This is a genomic window from Streptomyces sp. ICC1 (assembly GCF_003287935.1).
GTDB lineage: Bacteria > Actinomycetota > Actinomycetes > Streptomycetales > Streptomycetaceae > Streptomyces > Streptomyces tritrimontium.
Genome location: NZ_CP030287.1, coordinates 1,297,098 through 1,314,492, shown reverse-complemented (window position 1 = coordinate 1,314,492; position 17,395 = coordinate 1,297,098). Strand labels below are relative to the sequence as shown.

Below are 17,395 nucleotides of genomic sequence, written 5' to 3'. Positions count from 1 at the left end.
CGTACGCCGCCGGCGCCGGGGAAGTACTCGCGCAGGTGAGGGGAGCCTGTCGCCGGCCTGGGCGCGGCCCCAGACCGCGTCTTGCTGGGCCCCGGCGACGACAGCGACAGCCCGGGCTGGCTCGCTGTCCGCGGGAAGCGCGGGATGGGCGGCGGCGTCGGTCCGCAGGATGCTCGCGAGCGCTAGGCCGCCGCCGAGCCGGTGCCCCGTCGCCGGGGCGGCGGCCATGGTGGGCTGTGTGGGTCATCAGCCGTCACGAGCGAGGGCATTGATCGTTGCCCCGGCATGACTGACTTCATGGTGCAGATTCCGGCTGACTGGTTGGCCCGGGTGTTCCTCTCACTGCGGCGTAGCACGTCGGACGACGCACACACCCTGGCGGCAGAACTTCAGCCGTTCACGGAGAAGCCGGGCCAGCGGGTCCCCGTACCCAGAACCACGATCCTGCGCACCGAGCTCGCACTGCGCGGCGAAATGCGGCAGGTGAACGAGGACGAGCGGCGCCAAAGGCTCACCGAGGAAGCCGCGTACCTGATCAGCGCCCGCTTGGGGCAGTAGGAGCTGCAGGCGCCGCACGGGCGTAGGCCGCGCTGCCCGTCCACCTCACCACCCGCCGTTCGCTATGGCCGCGCAGGCGGAGTTCCGTCGGATGGACCTGCTCAGGCGCCGGCCGGCTGGATGCCGACGGCACCCCCACCGCATGTTGGTGTCAGGCGGACAGCGGCTCAGTGACGGGTCATCGGCCGCAGGGCCTCGGGCCGCATGACGATGCCTTCCTGTCGACCTGGAGGACGAGCATGGTGGACGCGGTCCCCGGCATTCGGCGTCGTGGCCCGGGACAGCCTCGTCTTCTACTGGCAGCACGTGCATCTCCTGCCCGCACAACTCTGCGAGCACGAGCGTTGTCGCCCGGCCTGGCGAGCAGGACAGGGCGTGCCGCGCCGAGGGCCCCGGCGCGGCCTGCGGGAGATCTCAGTTCGCCGTGGCGTTCTGCCAGACGACCCGCCCGTTGATCTGCACCGTACCGGTCAGGTCTTCGGGAAGGGCGGCGGTGATCGTGCCCTCGGACTTCTCGCCGGCCCCCAGCGTCTCCCATCGGCTCTTGACGACCTCGCCGACAACCTCGGACGGCCCGGTCAGGCGGTCGAACACCACCGTCGGCGTCACACGGTGCGTGAGCACCACCTTGGTGACCGGCTCGGAGCCGTTGTTGACGATGACCCAGTGCCAGGTGACGACGTCCCCCTCCTCGGAGATCTCGGGGGCTTCATAGGCGAACTCGACTACCTCGGCCATGACGATGCCTTCCCACAGGGGTGCGCGGACCGCGCACGTAACCCGGTGATCGTCCTCGGACCGGCCGACGACATGTGGCCGCTTCGCCGATCTTCACCCTCAGGAGCGGTGATCGTTCCACGCCCGCCCGCGGTCAGCGATCACGCGCGTGGTCACCGTGGCGCCCTGTGGCCGATGCCGTCGAACGTCTGCCACAGCAGCTCGTCCAGCAGCGCGCCGGTCGGGGCGAGCGACCGGTGAGGTTCCAGCCGCCTGGCCATCGGGCGGGCTCGGCCCATCGGTGTGATCGACGCGAGTCCCTCGGAGAGTCTGACCTGTACATCGGCAGGTCGAGTTTCAGGCTCAGACACTTCGCCGAGCAGCCCGCTTCGCGTATGGGGGCCTCGCTGTGGGCTGTCGGGCAAACACGGCATCCCCGATTCGAGTGGACTCCCAGCGAAGGGATCACCTTGCCCACTGCTGGCGGCTAATGATGTCCAGGGTGCCTCACCGGCTGATCGATGGGGCGTCCGGACGGCACCGCTGTGGGGGCAGCGGTGCCCTGGCCGCCCGGGAGAGCCGACATGATCGTGGTGGACGCGTGCGACGAGTGGAGTCCGCTACGCGAGGTGGTGGTCGGCACGGCGTACGGGGCGATGTTCCCCGCCGAGGACCCCCGCATGATCGAGGCGACCATGCCCCGCGAGCACTGGGCGGAGTTCCGGCCCGGCCACCCCTTCCCGTCCTGGATCGTGGAAGCCGCGGAGCAGGAGCTGCAAGCCCTTGCGGAATTGCTGGAGAGCCTGGGCTCAGTGGTGCACCGGCCGCGGCGCGTGCCCTGGTCGGGCCTGGGCGGCTACTGCGCCGCCATGCCGCGCGACTCGCTGCTCGTCCTGGGCAACCGTGTCGTCGAGGCGCCGATGGCCTGGCGCAGCCGCCGCCACGAACTGCTCGCCTACTGGCCGCTCCTTCAACAATTCCGCCAATCGGGTGCGCACTGGCTGCCGTCGGCGGTGGACCTGGCCGTCGACCCCCTCACCAGTGGGCCGTCCCGCTCGGGCCAATGGGTGATCGGAGAGGGCCGACCAGCCTGGGACGCCGCCGATTTCCTGCGCCTGGGGCCTCGTACCCTCGTGGGCCAGCTCAGCCACGTCACCAACCGCTCGGGCATCGCGCACCTGCGCACCCAGCTCGGCCCCGACACCCGCGTCCATCTGATCCAGCCCGATGACCCGCACGCCATGCACATCGACGCGACGCTATGCCCACTGCGCGAGGGGCTGGCCCTGTACAACCCGGAGCGGCTCGATCCCGCCCAACTTGCCGGCTCCCCGATGGAGGGCTGGGAGCTAGTCCCCGCCCCGGTCCCCGAGCTCCGCGACAGTCCCCCGCTCTACATGACCAGCCCCTGGGTCAACATGAACCTGCTCGTGGTCGACCACCAGCACGTCCTCACCGAGGCCCGGGACGAAAAGCTTCAGGCACTGCTCGTCTCCTACGGCATGACCCCGCTGCCGTTGCCCTTCCGCAACGTCCAGGCGCTGGGAGGCTCCTTCCACTGCGCCACCCTCGACCTGCGCAGGGACCGCCGCCGCACCGAAACCCGCGGCAGCGCCGGCGCAACCGGCGGCTAGAACCGTCCGAACGATCAGATCGCCGGGAACGGGAGCAGACCCATGCGACCCTGACCGCGATTGCATCATTGTTCCGGAACGGCCGCTGGCCCCTTCTTGTGAAGGGGCCAGCGGTGGTGCGTTCCGGTCCCGGCCTCGTGACGATGATGTCGGCTGCTACTTGGCGGTGATGGACACCGAGTGGTGTTCCATGTCGACGTTGGAGTAGTAGTGCGGCTGGTCGACGGAGTGGGGGAAGTAGTAGCCGCCGGTTCGGTGGGTCTTGGCGATGGTGACCTGGTAGTCGCCGGGCTCGACCTCCCAGGTGACCTCGACCATGACCTGGCCGTCGATGATCTCCGCGGTGAAGTGGTGGTCGGTGACCAGCCAGGAGCCCCGGGTCAGCTTGATCTTCCCGGAGACGTGCCCGCCGTCGCGGGTGGTGATCCCGAACCAGTCCGACACCTTGAACACGTCCGCGTGCCACCACGCCTTGATGTGGGTGGCGCCAGCCGGGTTCCGGTGGAGCTGTGCGTTGATGGAGTGGTTGACCTTGGCGTAGTGGCCGTTGCCGTAGTCGGTGCGGCCATGGGTCACCCGGCTGCCTGAGACGAGGGCGCCGACGGGCTGCGGCGGCGGCGGGGGCGGCGGGATGTAGGACTCGACACCGGAGTAGACGAGCAGGAGCCGGCCCGAGTCCGGGTCGCCGGGCTCCTTGTAGGCGACCACGGTCGGAGGTTGGTTGGCGTGCACGGGGAGCATGACTTCACCGGACCAGGCGGTGCCGTCGTAGGTCTGGTAGCCGACACGGTGAGTGGTCACCTGCACTGTGTCCTTGGCCGTGCCCTCCTCCAGGCCGTCCAGGATGTCCAGGAGCGTCTCCGACGTCCCGTCTGCCGTGCGGATGTTCTCGGCCACGTCATAGACGACGTCGGGGTTGGTCGCTTTGGCCTTGACCAGTTCCTCGTAGGTCAGCGCGAAGCGGTCCTGGGAGCCTTCGATGGGGAGCACCAGGTATCCGAGCCCCAGGCGCGCGACCTCCTGGTCGAAGTACTGCGCCGTCGGGATCTCCTGGACATCGGCGACGTTGTACGCGGTGTGGATCTTCCCGTCGTAGACGGTGCTGTCCGCCCCGTACTGCTGCGTGCCGGTGCGCGGGCTGTCCGGCTGGGCCTGCCAGGCGCTCCCGTCGTAGGCGAGGTGGATCAGCCGGTCCTTGTGGGTGTAGATCAGGTGCAGCTTCCCGCCGTAGGAGACCAGCGACAGCCGCCGGTACGGGCCTACGGGCAGCTTGACGTCCGCGACGTGCAGGAGCTGGTTCTTGTCGTCCAGGACCCGCAGAATCGCCTTACGGCCGCTGGCCCGGTAGGTCACCAGGTGCAGCTTGCCGTCGTGGACGGCAACCGCGGGCACGCAGTCGCTGTACGTCCTCTGGCTGGAGATGTATCCGCCGGGCTCGTCCTGGATCTTGTCGGTCGACATCGCCCATTTCCCCGCGGGATCCATCACGGCGTGCAGGACCTCGTCGGCGCTACGGCCCACCACGGAGAAGACGTGCAGGTGGCCGTTGTGGGAGGCGATGGCGGGCGCGGAGCGGGTGTACCCCTTGGGCAGACGACCTGCTTCCTTCCACCCCTCACCAGGCGTGTACACGCGCGCCTCAAGGCTCGTGCCCTGGACGTTGGCGTACACCAGGAACACCTTGCCGTCGTACAAGGTCACCCGCGGGAGAAGACCGCCCCACTCCTCCCGAAACAGCTCGTACTTCTGCCAGCCACCAACGACCGCCTGGTCCGACTCCTTCGCCTCCGGCGCCGTACTCCCGGGCGCGATCGGCTTGTCCGGCCGGGCCACGAACGTCGTCTGCCAAATACCCTGGCGCTCCGCCACGTTGCTCCCCTTATTCACTGCAACGAAGGCGACTACGCTCCGAAGCCGCCCACCGTAACGCTATGGAATCATGTATTGGACGGAGAGTGACTATCAAGCCGATACGGGAGCTCCCTTGGCGTGAATCCCTTTTGCCGTCGCTCGAACGAGTGAATGCCCGCGCCCGTCCTTCGTCGGGCTCGGCCCAGAGGCCGCCCGAGGGCATTTCCGCCCTCGGGCGGATTCGTGCGGCTGGGGCAGTCACTCGCTGGTGTCCTCGGTCAGGCGGGGGCAAGCTGAGAGGTACACGGGTCGGTCTGTGGTCGCCGAAGGGGACAGCAGGATGATCCAGGCAGCGGATGTCCGCGAGTGGCTTGGTAACGACGTGGTCGACTCGGGCTGGCACAGGATCGGCGCGCTGGAGACCATCTACGTGGACACGAGCACGGACGAGCCGGCCATGGCTACCGTGCTAGTGGGGCTGCCCACCCGCCACAGGCTGGTCTTCGTTCCTCTGGACGGTGCGATCGTCGGGCCGGGCTACGTCAAGGTCGATGACAAGGCCCTGGTGATGAAGTCACCTTCGATCGGTACGGACGATGTTCTGCCGGCCGAGGATGAGGAAGTCGTCTTCCAGCGCTACGGCCTCACCTATCGGCCCGGCGCGGGCGGCGAACGGCAGCTGGCCCGCCGCTGACCGCCCGTACCCGAGGAGGTGTCCGCGTCGTGAAGGTCTTCTTGATCCTGGTCATCGTGGCGATGGTGCTGGGCATCATCGGCGCCGCCGTCGAAGGGCTGCTCTACCTGCTGGTCATCGGCATCCTCGTCTTCGTGGCGGCCCTGGTGTACCTGGGCACCCACCGACGGCGCCCTGTCCGCCGCCACCTCCGCTGAGAGGGGCGGAGGTGCGTCGGGCTGGTGACCTCCTGCACGTGGCCTGTGCTGCGGGGATAGCGGTGGGTGACCGTTCGGGATGCGCGGGAGCGGAGGCACTGTTTCGCTGGTGGCATCCGCTCTCCCCCAGATCCCAGGAGTGATCATGAGCGTTGCAGGTGAGTCCGGCAGCCGCGCCCAGCAGATGCGTGACCAGGCGCAGAAGTTCGAGAAGGCCGCGGAGCGTGCCACCGACCCGGCGGAGCGCCAGCGGCTGAAGGACAAGGCCCGCCGGATCTTGGACCAGAGCAAGAAGGAGAGCGAGCGGGGCAGCGAGGGCATCGACCCCATGTGACGGCCCAGTACGTACACTGGCCGGTGGCTGCCCGCGCGATCTTCTAAACGTGAGGGTGACACCGGCCAGTGTTGTGCGCGTCCGGAAGCTCGGCAGGATGCGGCGCGGCGGCCGTCCTGTACGCGTCCTCGGCCTCGGGCCGTGTGGGACGGGCGGACTCCCGTGCGAGGTCAGGGGGGCTACCAGTAGTGCCGCCGTCCGCCGACCTTGTGTCCGACGGATCCCAGGATCCACAGAATGACGCCGACGACGACCAAGATGATCCCGATGGTCGACAGGATGGCGAAGCCGACCACATAGCCGATGACCAGCAGGATGATGCCGAGGACGATCATGATGTCCTTCGATCTCACGGAATGAGGCAAGGCCCCTGTTTCCAGGGTAGATCCGGCCTTCGCTGGCGGCTTCCCGGAGAGCGCAGTCCTGGCGTGGCGGCTCGCAGATCGGCGCCGCTCGCCTCGCTCGACGAGCGTCCCGGTGGCGGTTGGCGCAAGCTGAGGTTGGCAGGCGCCCGCCCCATGTGGATGAAGCGTCCAGGTCAGAGCCGCTTCAGCGGATCGGTTTGGAGGCCGACGCCGTGACTGAACCCGTGAAGGCTGCGAAATGGGCGCCGTCTGGCGAGGCAGCGATCCGGCCGTTTACTGAGGAAGATTCGGTGCAGGAGCTGACCTGTCTGCTCCACCGGGCGTATGCCGATCATGCTGCCGCCGGACGGGTCTTCTTCGCCTCGTACCAGTCTCCGCAGGACACGGCTCACCGGCTGCGGAGTGGCGAGTGCTGGCTGGCGCTTCGGGGGAACTCGCTGGTGGGCACGGTCACCGTTGCGGCTCCGTACGTAGCCCCGGATGGGTACCCCGCGCCGTCTGGCGCGGGGTCTTTCTGGCAGCTTGCGGTGGATCCGTCTCAGTGGGGGACTGGACTGGGGCAGCGGCTTCTGTGGGTTGCTGAAGAGCGGGTCGCAGCGCGCGGCGCCTTGCAGGTCGTCATCGACACGTCGTCCCAGGCGACTGAGCTCGTCGGCTGGTACCGCCGGCGGGGCTATGTGCCCGTGGGTACCTGGCGGTGGGATGTGACCAACTACGACAGCGTGGTCCTCGTGAAGGACCTGCCGACGGGCTGATTGTGATGGCGGGAGGCACGCTGCTGGCGGCGGCCCCGGCTGGGGCGTTTGCTTGCCGTGTACCTCCCGCGTATGGGGCGCCTACTGGCCGAGTGTGCGGGTCGCTTCCTGGACAGCGATGCTGAGGGCTTCGTCGAGGGCTTCGACGCGGCGGCCTCCGGCATTGGCGACGGGGCCAGTGCCGCCGGCTCCGCCGCCTACGGTGCGGGCGGCCGAGGCGAGGATCTGGCTGGCCGAGGTTCCTGAGCCGAGGAGGCCGGGGGTGATGGCGGCTACGAGGAAGGCCTTGCCGTCGTGCTCGGTGCCGAGGACGACCACCGCCCGGTCGCTGCTGAGGCGGTCGGCGGTGCTGGTGGCGAGGCTGCGCAGGTCGCTCGCGCCGAGTCCTGAAATCCGCTGCGAGACGATCCGGCCGCCAGGTACCTGGCGGGAGGAGGAGGCGAGCTGGTCCGCCTGAATCCGCAATTCGGCCTCGCGCCGGCGGGAGACCTCCTTCTCCGCAGCGGCCAAGGAGCCCAGGCGCTTGTGAAGGGTCTCGGCGGCCTCCTTCGGGCGGGTGCCGAGGAGGGTGGAGACCTCTTCGAGGATGCGGCGTTCGACGTCGTGGTGGCGGAGGGCGCCATGGCCGGTCAGGGCTTCGATGCGGCGGAGGTTGGAGCCGATCGAGCCCTCGCTGAGCAGCCGGAAGGCGCCGACCTGGGAGCCGTGGGCGACATGGGTACCGCCGCACAGTTCGCGGGAGAAGTCGCCGATGTCGACGATGCGGACGGTGTCGCCGTACTTCTCCCCGAACAGGGCGATGGCGCCGGCGGCCTCGGCCTCGGCACGGTCGGCGTGCCAGGCACGGACGGCAGGGTCGTCGAGGACGTGGCCGTTGACGGCGGCTTCGATCCGGGCGAGCTGCTCGGGGGTGACGGCGGAGAAGTGGGCGAAGTCGAAGCGCAGGCGGTCGGATTCGACGAGTGAGCCCTGCTGGCGGGCGTGATCCCCGAGGGTGGCGCGTACGACGGCGTGCAGGATGTGGGTGGCCGAGTGGGAGCGCATGAGGCCCTTGCGCCGGTCGGCATCGACGGCTGCTTCGCCAGTCGCCCCGGTGCGGAGCTCACCGTCGACGACGCGGGCGCTGTGGACCCGGAAGCCCTCCAGGCCATACCGGGTGTCCGTAATCCGCAGCAGGGCGCCGTCGGCGGTGCGCAGGGTGCCGGTGTCGCCGATCTGGCCGCCGGCTTCGGCGTAGAACGGCGAGCGGTCGAGGACGAATTCGACGTCGGAGCCCTCGGGGGCGCAGGTGGTAACGGCCCCGCTGGAGAGCAGGCCGAGCACGCTGACCTCGGCGGTGAGGTGCTCGTAGCCGAGGAACTCGGTGCGCGGCAGGTGGGCGGACAGTTCCCGGTAGGTGTCCTGGCGGCGCAGGGCGTCGGCGGTCTTGGCCTTGCCGCCGGTCTTGGCGCGCTTCCTCTGCTCGTCCAGCAGCGTGGCGAAGCGGTCTTCGTCCACGGTCAGGCCGGCGTCGTGGGCGGCCTCGACCGTCAGCTCCAGGGGGAAGCCGAAGGTGTCGGCGAGTTCGAAGGCGGTCTCGCCCGGCAGTGAGCCGGAGCGGCTCTCCCGGGTGCGGGTGATCGCGGCGTTCAGCAGCCGGGTGCCCTGTGCGAGGGTGCGGGTGAAGGACTCCTCCTCAGCGGTGACGACCTGCTCGATGAGGTTGGCCTGGTCGGTGAGTTCGGGCCAGACGTCGCCGAGGTTGGCGATCACGCTGGCGGTGGTGGGGGCGAGGACGGGCTGATCGATGCCGATTAGACGGGCGTGCCGGACCGCACGGCGCATGAGGCGGCGCAGGACGTAGCCGCGGCCGTCCTTGGAGGGCAGGACGCCATCGGCGATGAGGTAGGCGATCGAGCGGGCGTGCTCGGTGACGACCTGGAAGGAGACCTTCTCGTCAGTGCTGCCGGGGGAGGCGCGGCCGGCCAGTTCCTGGACGGTCTCCAGGGTGGGCAGGAGGAGGTCGGTGGTGCAGACATTCTCGACGTCCTGGAGGATCGCGGCAAGGCGGTCGAGACCGAGGCCGGTGTCGATGCTCTGCTGGGCGAGCTCGCCGAGGATCGGGAAGTTGCCCTTCTTGTCGCCCTCGCCGCGCTGGTACTGCATGAAGACGAGGTTCCAGATCTCCACGTAGCGCTCGCCGTCGACGGCTGGTCCACCCTCGCGGCCGAAGGCCGGCCCTCGGTCGTAGTTGACCTCCGAGCAGGGGCCGCAAGGGCCGGGGGCCCCCATGGACCAGTAGTTGTCCTCCATGCCCAGGCGCTGGATGCGCTCGGCAGGGACGCCGATCTTGCGCCAGAGCTGTTCGGCCTCGTCGTCGTCCTCGTAGACGGTGATCCAGAGGCGGTCCTTCTCCAGGTTGTAGCCCTGGGTGAGGAGTTCCCAGGCGTAGGCGATGGCGTCGGCCTTGAAGTAGTCGCCGAAGGAGAAGTTACCCATCATCTCGAAGAACGTGGCGTGCCGGTTGGTCCGGCCGACGTTGTCGATGTCGGAGGTGCGGGCGCACTTCTGGATGGTGGTGGCGCGGCGGTTCTCCGGGGTGACCTCGCCCAGGAAGTAGGGCTTGAACTGGTTCATGCCGGCGTTGGCCAGCAGCAGGGTCGGGTCGGAGGGGATGAGGGGGCTGGACGGGACCTGGCGGTGGCCGCGGGAGGTGAAGTAGTCCAGGAAGGTGGAGCGGATCTGCGTCGAGCGCATGGGTGTGGCCCTCACGGAAGAGTCGTGGAGAGGTGGGGGGTGATCACACGCCGAGCCGGGCCGAGAACGGGGACTGAGTGGTTCTCAGTTCTCCAGCTCGACGCAGATAGCTCGCGCCCCCACGGTGTAGACCATGACTCCAGATCCGTTGCTCACAGGTGGTGCAGCCCACACGGACCCGATGGTCCTGTGCGCGTTGCACCACCCAGAGTAGCGGGTCCGGTATCAAGATCGCTTGGTCTTCTGGTGGGAAGGCTCAGCTCCCGCCAGATGGAGGAGGAGTACGTCGGCGAGCGCGGCGGCGTGTGGCAGGACGAGGTCGGCGCCTGCCCGGGTGAGGACGTCGGGGCCGGCGAAGCCCCAGCCGGCGCCGACTGCCCTGATGCCGGCCGCGCGGGCGGCGTGGATGTCGATGTCCGTGTCACCGACGAACACGGCGTCCTTCGGTGCGACGTCGAGCTGTCGCAGGGCGAGCAGCAGCCCGTCGGGTGCGGGCTTGGGAGTTGCGTCCTCGAAGCAGACGATGGTGTCGATCAGGTCGAGGATGTCCGGGGGTAAGAGCCAGCCGACCCGGCGGCGGCTTCGCAGGGTCACGATGGCCGTGGCGACGCCGGCGGCCCGGAGGGCCGTGAGGGTCTCGCCGACGAACGGGAAGGTCTCGGTGTGGAGACCGGCCGTTGCGGTGGCCGCGTCCCAGCCGTCCTCGTTGATCACCCCGTTCAGGCCGAGTTCGGCCAATACCTGCTCGCGTGGCCTGGTCAGGGCTCCGGCGGGGAGGCCGTCGGTGGTGACGCGGTGGTCGAGAGCCGAGGTCGCGAAGCCTGCCAGCGTGGCGAGTTGCGCGGTGCGGCTGTCGAGGAGGACCCCGTCGAGGTCGAAGAGTACGGCCCGCTTCACGCTGCTTCACCGCCCTGCGTGGGCGGCAGGTCGGCCTCGGTGAGCAGGGAATGCAGGGTGACGCGGTGCTCTGCCAAGAGCAGGCGGCCTCCGAGCGGGCGCTCCAGTACGCACAACGCGTGGCTGACGGGAGCTCCGGCGATCCGCAAGGTGCGGGCCATCTTCAACAGCTGTCCACCGGAGCGGACCACGTCGTCGACCAGGACGGTACGGCGGCCGTCGAGTGGGGCGCCCTCGATCTGCCGGTGGGAGCCGTAGCCCTTGGGTCGGCGGCGCAGGAACACAGCGGGCAGGCCGGTGGCAGCGGACAGGGCGACGACGAGGGGGACGCCGCCGAGCTCGATGCCCGCGAGCAGCCGGGCGTCGCCGGGCACGAGGCAGGCCAGGGCGGCGGCGGTGTCGTGCAGGAGCGTGGGGTCGGCGGCTAGACGGTACTCGTCGAAGTAGGCGTCCAGCCGGGCACCGTCGGCGAGGCTGAACGGGGCGGTGACGCAGGCGGTTTCGGCGAGCCGGGCAGTGAGGCCGGCCAGCGAGGGGCTGGTGGTCATGCTCCTCCGATCGGGGCTGTGTCGAGCGTGGCGAGGCAGGTGTGGAAGGCGTCGGCGGACTCGACGGCGGTGAGGTAGCCGAGTGGCCGGGTCGGGGTCTCGTACAGCCACTTCTCCTGCCGCAGGAAGGCGAGTAGGCGCAGGGCGGCCGACCCGGTCAGGAAGATCGGTACGGGCCGGATGGTGGTCGCGTAGTACAGGGCGGCGGTCAGTTCGTGCAGAGTGCCGACGCCGCCGCCCATCGCGACGATCAGATCCGCGTGTGCCAGGTAGTGGTTGAGCCGTGCGCCGAGGTCGGGCAGGTGGACCGAGCTCGTGGCATGCGGGTTGAACGGTCCCCACTCGTCGTGCTTGCCGATCAGGGTGACCGCCGTGACCATGGCTCCCTCGGAGCTCGCTCCGCGGGCTGCGGCCTCCATCAACCCGTTGTAGCCGCCGTGCAGGAGCGAGTACCCGGCCCGGGCCAGGGCGCGGCCGATCTCCTCGGCCAGCTTCTCCTCCTCAGCCGAGGCAGGGACGACGCCGCCGAAGAAGACGGCGGTCAGGCCCTCGCGGGCCCAGCTGGTGGCCGGGCCGGCGAGGTGGAGTGCGTTCACACCAGCTCCTGGTAGGTGCGGTAGGCGGCGATGGCATCGCCCAGGCCGTCGAGGGCTTCGGGGCAGGCCCGCTCGACGAGGGCGAGCATCCGGTCGATGGCCGCCACGACGTCGGTGGCCGTCGGCACGGCGGGCCCGCTGATCGCCGCGTCCAGGTCGCTCAGGCAGGCCCGGCCGATCGGGGTGACGGCGATTTCCTCGCGCAGCTGGTACCAGCCCCAGAACCGGGATGCCGGGGCCAGAGCGGCCTTGATGAGGTCCTTCGTCGCGGTGTGCAGCCGGTGCCACTCCGAGTAGGCGACGAACCGCTGGCCCCGCTTGATGCGCTTGTGCAGCAGTACGGCCAGCACCAGGTGTTCGATCAGCAGCTCGGTGCACGTACGCGGCCGGGCGAGGAACTCCGCGGCGAAGCTCCCGGCTGCCCGGACCGCCTCGGGTCCAGCGGGTGTCGGCTCTCGGTCGAGGATCGAGGCGGTGGCGACCGTTGCGCGCAGGTGCGGGATGCGTGTGGCGGGCACGAGGTAGAGGTCGATCTGGTGCAGCCTGCCGTCGTCCGGGATGAGGAAGACCATCCCGATGCCGCCGAGGTCGGCGACGATCGTGTCGCGCCAGCCGGGCAGCAGGGCGCCGGCCTCGATGGACATCAGATCGTCCAGGGCCTTCACGAACGCGGGCAGCTGGGCGTCGTGGACGCCGACGACGAAGTCGACGTCCGAGAGGCGGTCGGCGGTGCCGTGGGCCAGCGAGCCCCGGATCATCAGGTGGGTGACGGCCCGCGAGGTCGCCAGGATGTCGGCGAGGCTCGCCAGGAGCGGGAGCTGGGCCGGTCGGTTGGCGTGGGTGAGTTCGGCCAGTTGCAGGGTGGGCATGCGCGTCCTCCGTTCGGATTCCGGCGGGGTGGACTTGCGGGGCAGCTGATCAGGCCGTGAGGACGAGGAGGCGCTGCTTGGCCGCCGTCCATCGCGTCGCGGCCTCCATGTCGCCGAGCGAGGTGTGCAGCTCGGCGATCAGGTCGTAGGCCGTGCCCTCGGGCAGGGCGTAGGCGTAGAAGAGCCTCAGCAGCATCCGCTCGGCGGCTTCCGTGTAGCCGAGCTCGGCCATGTTCCGGGCGGCCTGCAGACGCTCGGCGAGGACCGAGTGGTTCGCGGAGGGCAGCGGTTCGGTGGTGCCGGGGTGGAGCGAGGGGTGTCGGGCGAGCCGCCGGTAGGTGTCGTCGGCGTACACGTCGGCGATCAGGTGGATGCGGTCGGGGCCGAGGAGGTTGCACACTCCGTGGGCGTACGTCGGTGTCAGCCGCCAGATCCGTCCTCCGGTCATGTGCACCTTGGTGCCGCCGGTGACGAGGAACGCCGACGTGTTGGTGTGCAGCGGGATGTGCAGCCGGTGGCGCTCGATCTGGTCGAGGTCGTCGTAGTCGCGGTGCTCCCACAGGAACGCGTTGGGCTCCAGCCGCGCGAGCCGCACCCACATGTAGTTCAGGCCCAGTTCGTCCAGGAGTGCGGAGGTAGCCGGCATCTGGGCCAGCAGCTCGGTCGGTTTGGCGGCGCAGTCGCCGATCGTCACGTCGGCGGCCTTGCCGGAGGCGTTCATCAGCGAGGTCGTCCACCAGCCGCCCGACTGGTAGGCGCCGTACTCCGCCTTCCAGGGGGCCTGGACGGTCAGGGCCTCGTGGCGCATCCGCTCCAGCTGAGCGAGCTCGATCGAGTCCAGCTGGGCGATCTGCCCGGCCAGAGCGGTCACGGTGTTGTCCATCAGTTCCCTCCCGTTGCCGGCTCCCGAGTCGGGGGCCGGCGGGCACGTGGTGCTGGATGGGGGGTTGTTCGGGTGGCGCTGTAGCCGCGCTCCCGGTCTCACGCTTCGCTGTCGGCAATACACGGAAAGCGAGGTGCCGCTCAGCATGGCGACGGGCCGGAACGCATGGATACGACGCCGCTGCCGTCGCGAGGCCGTCCTCATCCCCGCCCTGCAGGCCGGTCCACGTCGTGGTGCGTCATCACCACCGTCATGGCTGCCGTCATCTGCTCCGTGGGCCGGCGGAAAGGGTTTCCCGCCGATCGGCCGGGGCTATCGTCAGACCAGACGAACAGGGACCGGAGGGGATCTGCGGTGGCTGAAACTCCCACGCTTTTAAGGGTCTTGACGCTGCGGAGGCACTGGCAGGTCTACAAGACCTTTCTGCTCCGGTTCGAGGAAGCGGCCCACCGCTTGGCGCTGGACGAGAACGACCCGTCGCTTGGGGGTCTGTCCGTCTCCAAGCGGCAGTTCGAGCGCTGGTACGGCGGCGCGGTGAAGACCCGCCCGTACCCGGATCAGTGCCGGGTACTGGAGGCCATGTTCGGCGTCGGCGTCGATCTCCTCCTCGCACCGGCACCCGCGCCTGCCGCCTCACCGACGACCCCGGTCGAGTCCTCACTCGTCATCCCACCGCCACGGCTGAGCTCTGTCCTCCTCCCATCCGAGCAGGCACAGGTGCTGCTTGCCGGTGGTCCGTTCAGCAGCGAGACCCGCTTCGAGGCGGGCACCACAGAATTGGAAAGGCAGGTTGCGATGGCGGCTCGTCGTGCGCTCCGGTTCACCGCGATGGCGGAGGGCAGCAGTGTCGGACCGGAGACCCTGGGCCAGATCCAGGACGAGGTGCGACGGCTGACCGTCGCGTATCCGAAGCTGGCGCTGCCGACCTTGCTCGGTGATCTGGTCGAGGTACAGGACCTCACCTTCCGGCTGCTGGAACATGGCAGGGTCAAGCCACTGCAGGCCCGCGAGCTCTACCTGCTCGCCGGGATCACCTCGGGCATGCTCGCCAAAGCCAGCCACGACCTGGGCAACCCGAGCGCGGCGATGATGCAGGCCCGCACCGCCTTCGTGTGCGCGGACAACGCCGACCACCACGCCATGCGTGCATGGGTCCGCTCCCTGCAGTCCCTCATCTCCTACTGGGCCGGGCGCCCCTCCGAGGCCGCTGACTACGCCACCCTCGGCCAGAACACCGCCGGGAGCGTCCGCGGCACCACCAGTGTCTGGCTGGCCTGTCTCTCCGCCCGCGCCCACGCGCTCCTCGGCGACGGCGAGGCCACCCGCACCGCCATTCAGCAGGCTGAGGAGGCCCGCACGACTCTCGAACCCGACGACCTCGATGCCTTCGGCGGCATCATGACCTTCCCGGTGCCCCGCCAGCTGTATTACGTCGCCGAGGCCACCGTGCACCTCGGCGAGGACCCCGCACTCGGCGAGAGCCAGTCGGAGGCCGCCGTCGCCGCGTACCGCAGCGCCACTGAGGACGAGTGGGCCTTCGGTGACGAGGCCGGCGCGCAGACAGACCTCGCCCTCGCCCGCATCGCCCGAGGCGAGATCGAGGGCGCCATCGAGGCGGTGCAGCCCGTGCTCGACCTCCCCATCGAGCAGCGGAACTTCGGCATCACCAGCAGCGCCCAGCGGGTCCACATCGCACTGCAGGCCGAGGGCCGGCGAAACCGAGGCGCGGCAGCAAGCCTGCGCGAGGAGATCGAAGCCTTCACGGCCACCCCGACATCGGTCCTCGTCCGGTGACCCCGCCGGTAGGCTCCGAAGGCATGACGTCAGTCCACCTGGCCAGCCCCCGCCTGGCGCTGCGCGAAGTCGAACCCGAAGACAACGCTGACCTCCTGGCCATCTACGGGGACCCCGAGGCCACCCGGCACCTCAGCTTCGAGCCCCGCACTCGCGACCAGGCCCAGGGGATCATCGACCGGTCCATCGCCTCCGCGAAGGACACCCCGCGAACCGAGTACTGCCTCGCCATCACCCCGCTCGGTGAACACCGGCTGATCGGCTACGCGCGCCTGGCGACCGAGCCTCAGCAGGCAGCCACCATCGGCTTCGCCTTGAACCCCGCGGAGTGGGGCAAGGGCCTCGGCACGGAGACCGTCCACCTGCTGTGCACGCTCGGCTTCAAGGCCCTGGGCCTGCACCGGATTTGGGCTGCGCGTTCGCCACTCAACGAGGCATCCGCGCGCACCCTCCTACGAGCAGGTATGACCGAGGACGGGCGGATCCGCGATCACGTCTTCGTTCACGGAGCCTGGCGAGACTCGATCACGTACTCGATCCTGGAGCACGAGTGGACACCGATCGACACCCTTGAGTCGGGTGCTGCCGGCGATGTTGCGGCGCCGGCGACCTCACCTGACGGTGACAGTGGACAGGAACCGTGACCTGGTGCGGCCCGAGCTGGGCCTGCCGCGCCACCCGGTGATCCCCGGCATCGCCGAGTTCGCGCGCGGTGGCCTCCCCGATCCGGCGGCGACCAACGACGGCAACCACTGGGTCGACGGCACCTGCTGGCTGTACTGCGGGCAGCGACAGACCCGCGTTCTGTGGATCGGCCCGGTCAGTGTCGCCGGAGCCCAGGCACCCATGTACGCCTGCGGCCCCTGCATCGGAGAAATCCAAGTACGCGTCTGGGAGTCCCTCCAGCTTCACGACAACCCTGGGTACCCCGTGCATCGGCCCGAGTGCGGTCGGGAAGACAGGTTTGGTGTCCGCGGGCGGGGTCGCCACCGACGCAGCCGGACGTGACCAGGTCGGGAACAACGCCTGTGGGGCCAACGCGTTCTGCGTTGGCCCACAGGCGTTGGTTGTGTCAGGTGGCCGTGGTGGTCAGGTGTGTGGTGAGTGCGTGTGCTTCAGGGGTGAGGCCGTCGAGGATCTCCTGGGCATAGGGGGTGTCGTGTCGGGCTGCGAGGTCACGGACGGCGGCCCAGTTGTCGGCGATCAGTTGCAGGGCCTGCTGTGTGCGGAGGATGGCCTCGTGCCGACGGGTGAGGTGTTCCTCGGCGAGCTGGGCTGCCTGCCCCCAGGTGATGTCGCCGCGGTCGGCGAGCGGGCTGAAGGCGGGTGTGGCGTCGCGGTCGGCGAGGAGGAGTGCGTCGGAGTCCCTCACGAGCTGGCGGAGCCGTTCCTCTTCGAGTCGCCTGTCGAGGGCGGCGATGGCGGCGTCAAGGGTGAGGTGGCCCTCGGCGGCCTTCTCGGCGAGGTCGGGGGCGTGCTGTTGCAGGCGTTCGTTCTGGGCGAGGAGCGCCTCGGTGTGGGTCTTGCGTTCGCGGGCCTGGTCGTGGGCGGCGTCGAGGCCGAGTGTGCCGAGGCGTACTCGTTCGGCTAGGTCGGGGGCGTGCTGGAGTACGACGTTGGCGGCGGAGAGGCGGCTGCGGCTGATGTCGTGGAGCTTGGCCTGGGTCCGCAGGGAGTGTCCCGAAACGGAACACGCCATGGCGGTGATCATGGCCTGCTGGCCCTTGCTGATGTGCCGGCGGACGATGTTGTTGCTGAAGATCAGGCGGGTGGGGTTGTCGCCGTCGTATGTGGTGAAGCGGGGTTCGATGCCGGCGCGCTTGCAGGCGGCGAGGCGGTTGCGGCCATCGAGAACGACGCCGTCTCGGTCGAGGATGATCGGCTTCTGCTGGCCCTCGGTCTTGATGGACTCGGCGAGGTCGTGCAGTTCGACCTCGGTGAGCATCGGGAAGGTGTCGGCGTAGGGG

General features: G+C 69.4%; 19 protein-coding genes and 1 pseudogene. 8 read left to right on the top strand and 12 right to left on the bottom strand.

Annotated elements, in window-relative coordinates; genetic code table 11:
* Positions 1-11: 11 nt before the first annotated feature.
* A pseudogene (locus tag DRB96_RS44290) lies at positions 12-186 on the bottom strand (IS110 family transposase); the annotation flags it as partial.
* Positions 187-285: 99 nt separating this feature from the next.
* On the opposite strand from DRB96_RS44290, the gene DRB96_RS05990 reads away from it, so the two are divergent.
* Positions 286-558: a hypothetical protein gene (locus DRB96_RS05990; RefSeq protein WP_112447382.1), complete on the top strand. Its 273-nt coding sequence runs from the start codon at positions 286-288 to the stop codon at positions 556-558.
* Between the two features lie 414 nt (positions 559-972).
* Here DRB96_RS05990 and DRB96_RS05985 read toward each other — a convergent pair whose 3' ends face one another.
* Complete coding sequence (locus DRB96_RS05985) at positions 973-1,296, bottom strand: hypothetical protein (RefSeq protein WP_112447381.1); 324 nt, start codon at positions 1,294-1,296, stop codon at positions 973-975.
* Between the two features lie 152 nt (positions 1,297-1,448).
* Positions 1,449-1,574, bottom strand: coding sequence for a hypothetical protein (locus tag DRB96_RS45825; RefSeq protein WP_275431883.1), 126 nt, complete (start codon positions 1,572-1,574; stop codon positions 1,449-1,451).
* A 285-nt stretch (positions 1,575-1,859) separates the two neighbouring features.
* Here DRB96_RS45825 and DRB96_RS05980 point away from each other — a divergent pair, with 285 nt between their 5' ends.
* Positions 1,860-2,909, top strand: coding sequence for an amidinotransferase (locus tag DRB96_RS05980; protein ID WP_162688584.1), 1,050 nt, complete (start codon positions 1,860-1,862; stop codon positions 2,907-2,909).
* Between the two features lie 156 nt (positions 2,910-3,065).
* Here DRB96_RS05980 and DRB96_RS05975 read toward each other — a convergent pair whose 3' ends face one another.
* The gene (locus tag DRB96_RS05975) at positions 3,066-4,778 is read right to left on the bottom strand and encodes a hypothetical protein (RefSeq protein ID WP_162688583.1); all 1,713 of its coding nucleotides are present in this window, start codon (positions 4,776-4,778) and stop codon (positions 3,066-3,068) included.
* 322 nt (positions 4,779-5,100) lie between these two features.
* Between DRB96_RS05975 and DRB96_RS05970 the strand changes: the two genes are divergently transcribed.
* From DRB96_RS05970 to DRB96_RS05965, 3 genes are all read left to right on the top strand, one after another.
* The gene (locus DRB96_RS05970) at positions 5,101-5,454 is read left to right on the top strand and encodes a PRC-barrel domain-containing protein (RefSeq protein WP_112453240.1); all 354 of its coding nucleotides are present in this window, start codon (positions 5,101-5,103) and stop codon (positions 5,452-5,454) included.
* Positions 5,455-5,483: 29 nt separating this feature from the next.
* Positions 5,484-5,651 (top strand): hypothetical protein, encoded by a 168-nt coding sequence (locus DRB96_RS42700; RefSeq protein WP_162688401.1) that lies wholly within the window; start codon positions 5,484-5,486, stop codon positions 5,649-5,651.
* Between the two features lie 145 nt (positions 5,652-5,796).
* Positions 5,797-5,985, top strand: a complete 189-nt coding sequence (locus DRB96_RS05965; protein ID WP_112447375.1) for a DUF6381 family protein — start codon at positions 5,797-5,799, stop codon at positions 5,983-5,985.
* A 179-nt stretch (positions 5,986-6,164) separates the two neighbouring features.
* Here the strand turns inward: DRB96_RS05965 and DRB96_RS42695 are convergent, their stop codons facing one another.
* Positions 6,165-6,320, bottom strand: coding sequence for a DUF6131 family protein (locus tag DRB96_RS42695; RefSeq protein WP_239516787.1), 156 nt, complete (start codon positions 6,318-6,320; stop codon positions 6,165-6,167).
* Positions 6,321-6,562: 242 nt separating this feature from the next.
* Between DRB96_RS42695 and DRB96_RS05960 the strand changes: the two genes are divergently transcribed.
* Positions 6,563-7,105, top strand: a complete 543-nt coding sequence (locus DRB96_RS05960; protein ID WP_162688582.1) for a GNAT family N-acetyltransferase — start codon at positions 6,563-6,565, stop codon at positions 7,103-7,105.
* A gap of 81 nt (positions 7,106-7,186) precedes the next feature.
* Here the strand turns inward: DRB96_RS05960 and alaS are convergent, their stop codons facing one another.
* The 6 genes from alaS to DRB96_RS05930 all read right to left on the bottom strand — a co-directional run bounded on the left by alaS (position 7,187) and on the right by DRB96_RS05930 (position 13,634).
* On the bottom strand, positions 7,187-9,841 hold the full coding sequence (alaS, locus tag DRB96_RS05955) for an alanine--tRNA ligase (protein WP_112447371.1): 2,655 nt from the start codon (positions 9,839-9,841) through the stop codon (positions 7,187-7,189).
* 225 nt (positions 9,842-10,066) lie between these two features.
* A complete protein-coding gene (locus DRB96_RS05950) occupies positions 10,067-10,738 on the bottom strand; it encodes an HAD-IA family hydrolase (RefSeq protein WP_112447369.1) in 672 nt (223 codons plus the stop codon).
* The gene (locus DRB96_RS05945) at positions 10,735-11,286 is read right to left on the bottom strand and encodes a phosphoribosyltransferase family protein (protein WP_239516142.1); all 552 of its coding nucleotides are present in this window, start codon (positions 11,284-11,286) and stop codon (positions 10,735-10,737) included. The genes DRB96_RS05950 and DRB96_RS05945 overlap by 4 nt, the downstream gene beginning before the upstream one ends.
* Positions 11,283-11,882 carry an LOG family protein gene (locus DRB96_RS05940; protein ID WP_239516141.1) on the bottom strand — a complete coding sequence of 200 codons (600 nt, stop codon included), beginning with the start codon at positions 11,880-11,882 and terminating at the stop codon, positions 11,283-11,285. Before DRB96_RS05940 ends, DRB96_RS05945 begins: the two co-directional genes overlap by 4 nt.
* The gene (locus DRB96_RS05935; RefSeq protein WP_112447367.1) at positions 11,879-12,751 is read right to left on the bottom strand and encodes a hypothetical protein; all 873 of its coding nucleotides are present in this window, start codon (positions 12,749-12,751) and stop codon (positions 11,879-11,881) included. Before DRB96_RS05935 ends, DRB96_RS05940 begins: the two co-directional genes overlap by 4 nt.
* A gap of 49 nt (positions 12,752-12,800) precedes the next feature.
* On the bottom strand, positions 12,801-13,634 hold the full coding sequence (locus DRB96_RS05930) for an aspartyl/asparaginyl beta-hydroxylase domain-containing protein (protein ID WP_112447365.1): 834 nt from the start codon (positions 13,632-13,634) through the stop codon (positions 12,801-12,803).
* Between the two features lie 354 nt (positions 13,635-13,988).
* Here DRB96_RS05930 and DRB96_RS05925 point away from each other — a divergent pair, with 354 nt between their 5' ends.
* Positions 13,989-15,428, top strand: coding sequence for an XRE family transcriptional regulator (locus DRB96_RS05925; RefSeq protein WP_162689051.1), 1,440 nt, complete (start codon positions 13,989-13,991; stop codon positions 15,426-15,428).
* A gap of 23 nt (positions 15,429-15,451) precedes the next feature.
* Positions 15,452-16,072, top strand: coding sequence for a GNAT family protein (locus tag DRB96_RS05920; protein ID WP_239516140.1), 621 nt, complete (start codon positions 15,452-15,454; stop codon positions 16,070-16,072).
* A gap of 428 nt (positions 16,073-16,500) precedes the next feature.
* Here the strand turns inward: DRB96_RS05920 and DRB96_RS05910 are convergent, their stop codons facing one another.
* Positions 16,501-17,373, bottom strand: coding sequence for a ParB N-terminal domain-containing protein (locus DRB96_RS05910; RefSeq protein WP_162688581.1), 873 nt, complete (start codon positions 17,371-17,373; stop codon positions 16,501-16,503).
* Positions 17,374-17,395 lie beyond the last annotated feature (22 nt).

Coding starts and splice junctions, on each gene's coding strand:
- DRB96_RS05990 (WP_112447382.1), top strand. CDS start 286: ATGACTGACTTCATGGTGCAGATTCCGGCTGACTGGTTGGCCCGGGTG.
- DRB96_RS05985 (WP_112447381.1), bottom strand. CDS start 1,296: ATGGCCGAGGTAGTCGAGTTCGCCTATGAAGCCCCCGAGATCTCCGAG.
- DRB96_RS45825 (WP_275431883.1), bottom strand. CDS start 1,574: ATGGGCCGAGCCCGCCCGATGGCCAGGCGGCTGGAACCTCACCGGTCG.
- DRB96_RS05980 (WP_162688584.1), top strand. CDS start 1,860: ATGATCGTGGTGGACGCGTGCGACGAGTGGAGTCCGCTACGCGAGGTG.
- DRB96_RS05970 (WP_112453240.1), top strand. CDS start 5,101: ATGATCCAGGCAGCGGATGTCCGCGAGTGGCTTGGTAACGACGTGGTC.
- DRB96_RS05965 (WP_112447375.1), top strand. CDS start 5,797: ATGAGCGTTGCAGGTGAGTCCGGCAGCCGCGCCCAGCAGATGCGTGAC.
- DRB96_RS42695 (WP_239516787.1), bottom strand. CDS start 6,320: ATGATCGTCCTCGGCATCATCCTGCTGGTCATCGGCTATGTGGTCGGC.
- alaS (WP_112447371.1), bottom strand. CDS start 9,841: ATGCGCTCGACGCAGATCCGCTCCACCTTCCTGGACTACTTCACCTCC.
- DRB96_RS05945 (WP_239516142.1), bottom strand. CDS start 11,286: ATGACCACCAGCCCCTCGCTGGCCGGCCTCACTGCCCGGCTCGCCGAA.
- DRB96_RS05935 (WP_112447367.1), bottom strand. CDS start 12,751: ATGCCCACCCTGCAACTGGCCGAACTCACCCACGCCAACCGACCGGCC.
- DRB96_RS05930 (WP_112447365.1), bottom strand. CDS start 13,634: ATGGACAACACCGTGACCGCTCTGGCCGGGCAGATCGCCCAGCTGGAC.
- DRB96_RS05920 (WP_239516140.1), top strand. CDS start 15,452: ATGACGTCAGTCCACCTGGCCAGCCCCCGCCTGGCGCTGCGCGAAGTC.
- DRB96_RS05910 (WP_162688581.1), bottom strand. CDS start 17,373: ATGCTCACCGAGGTCGAACTGCACGACCTCGCCGAGTCCATCAAGACC.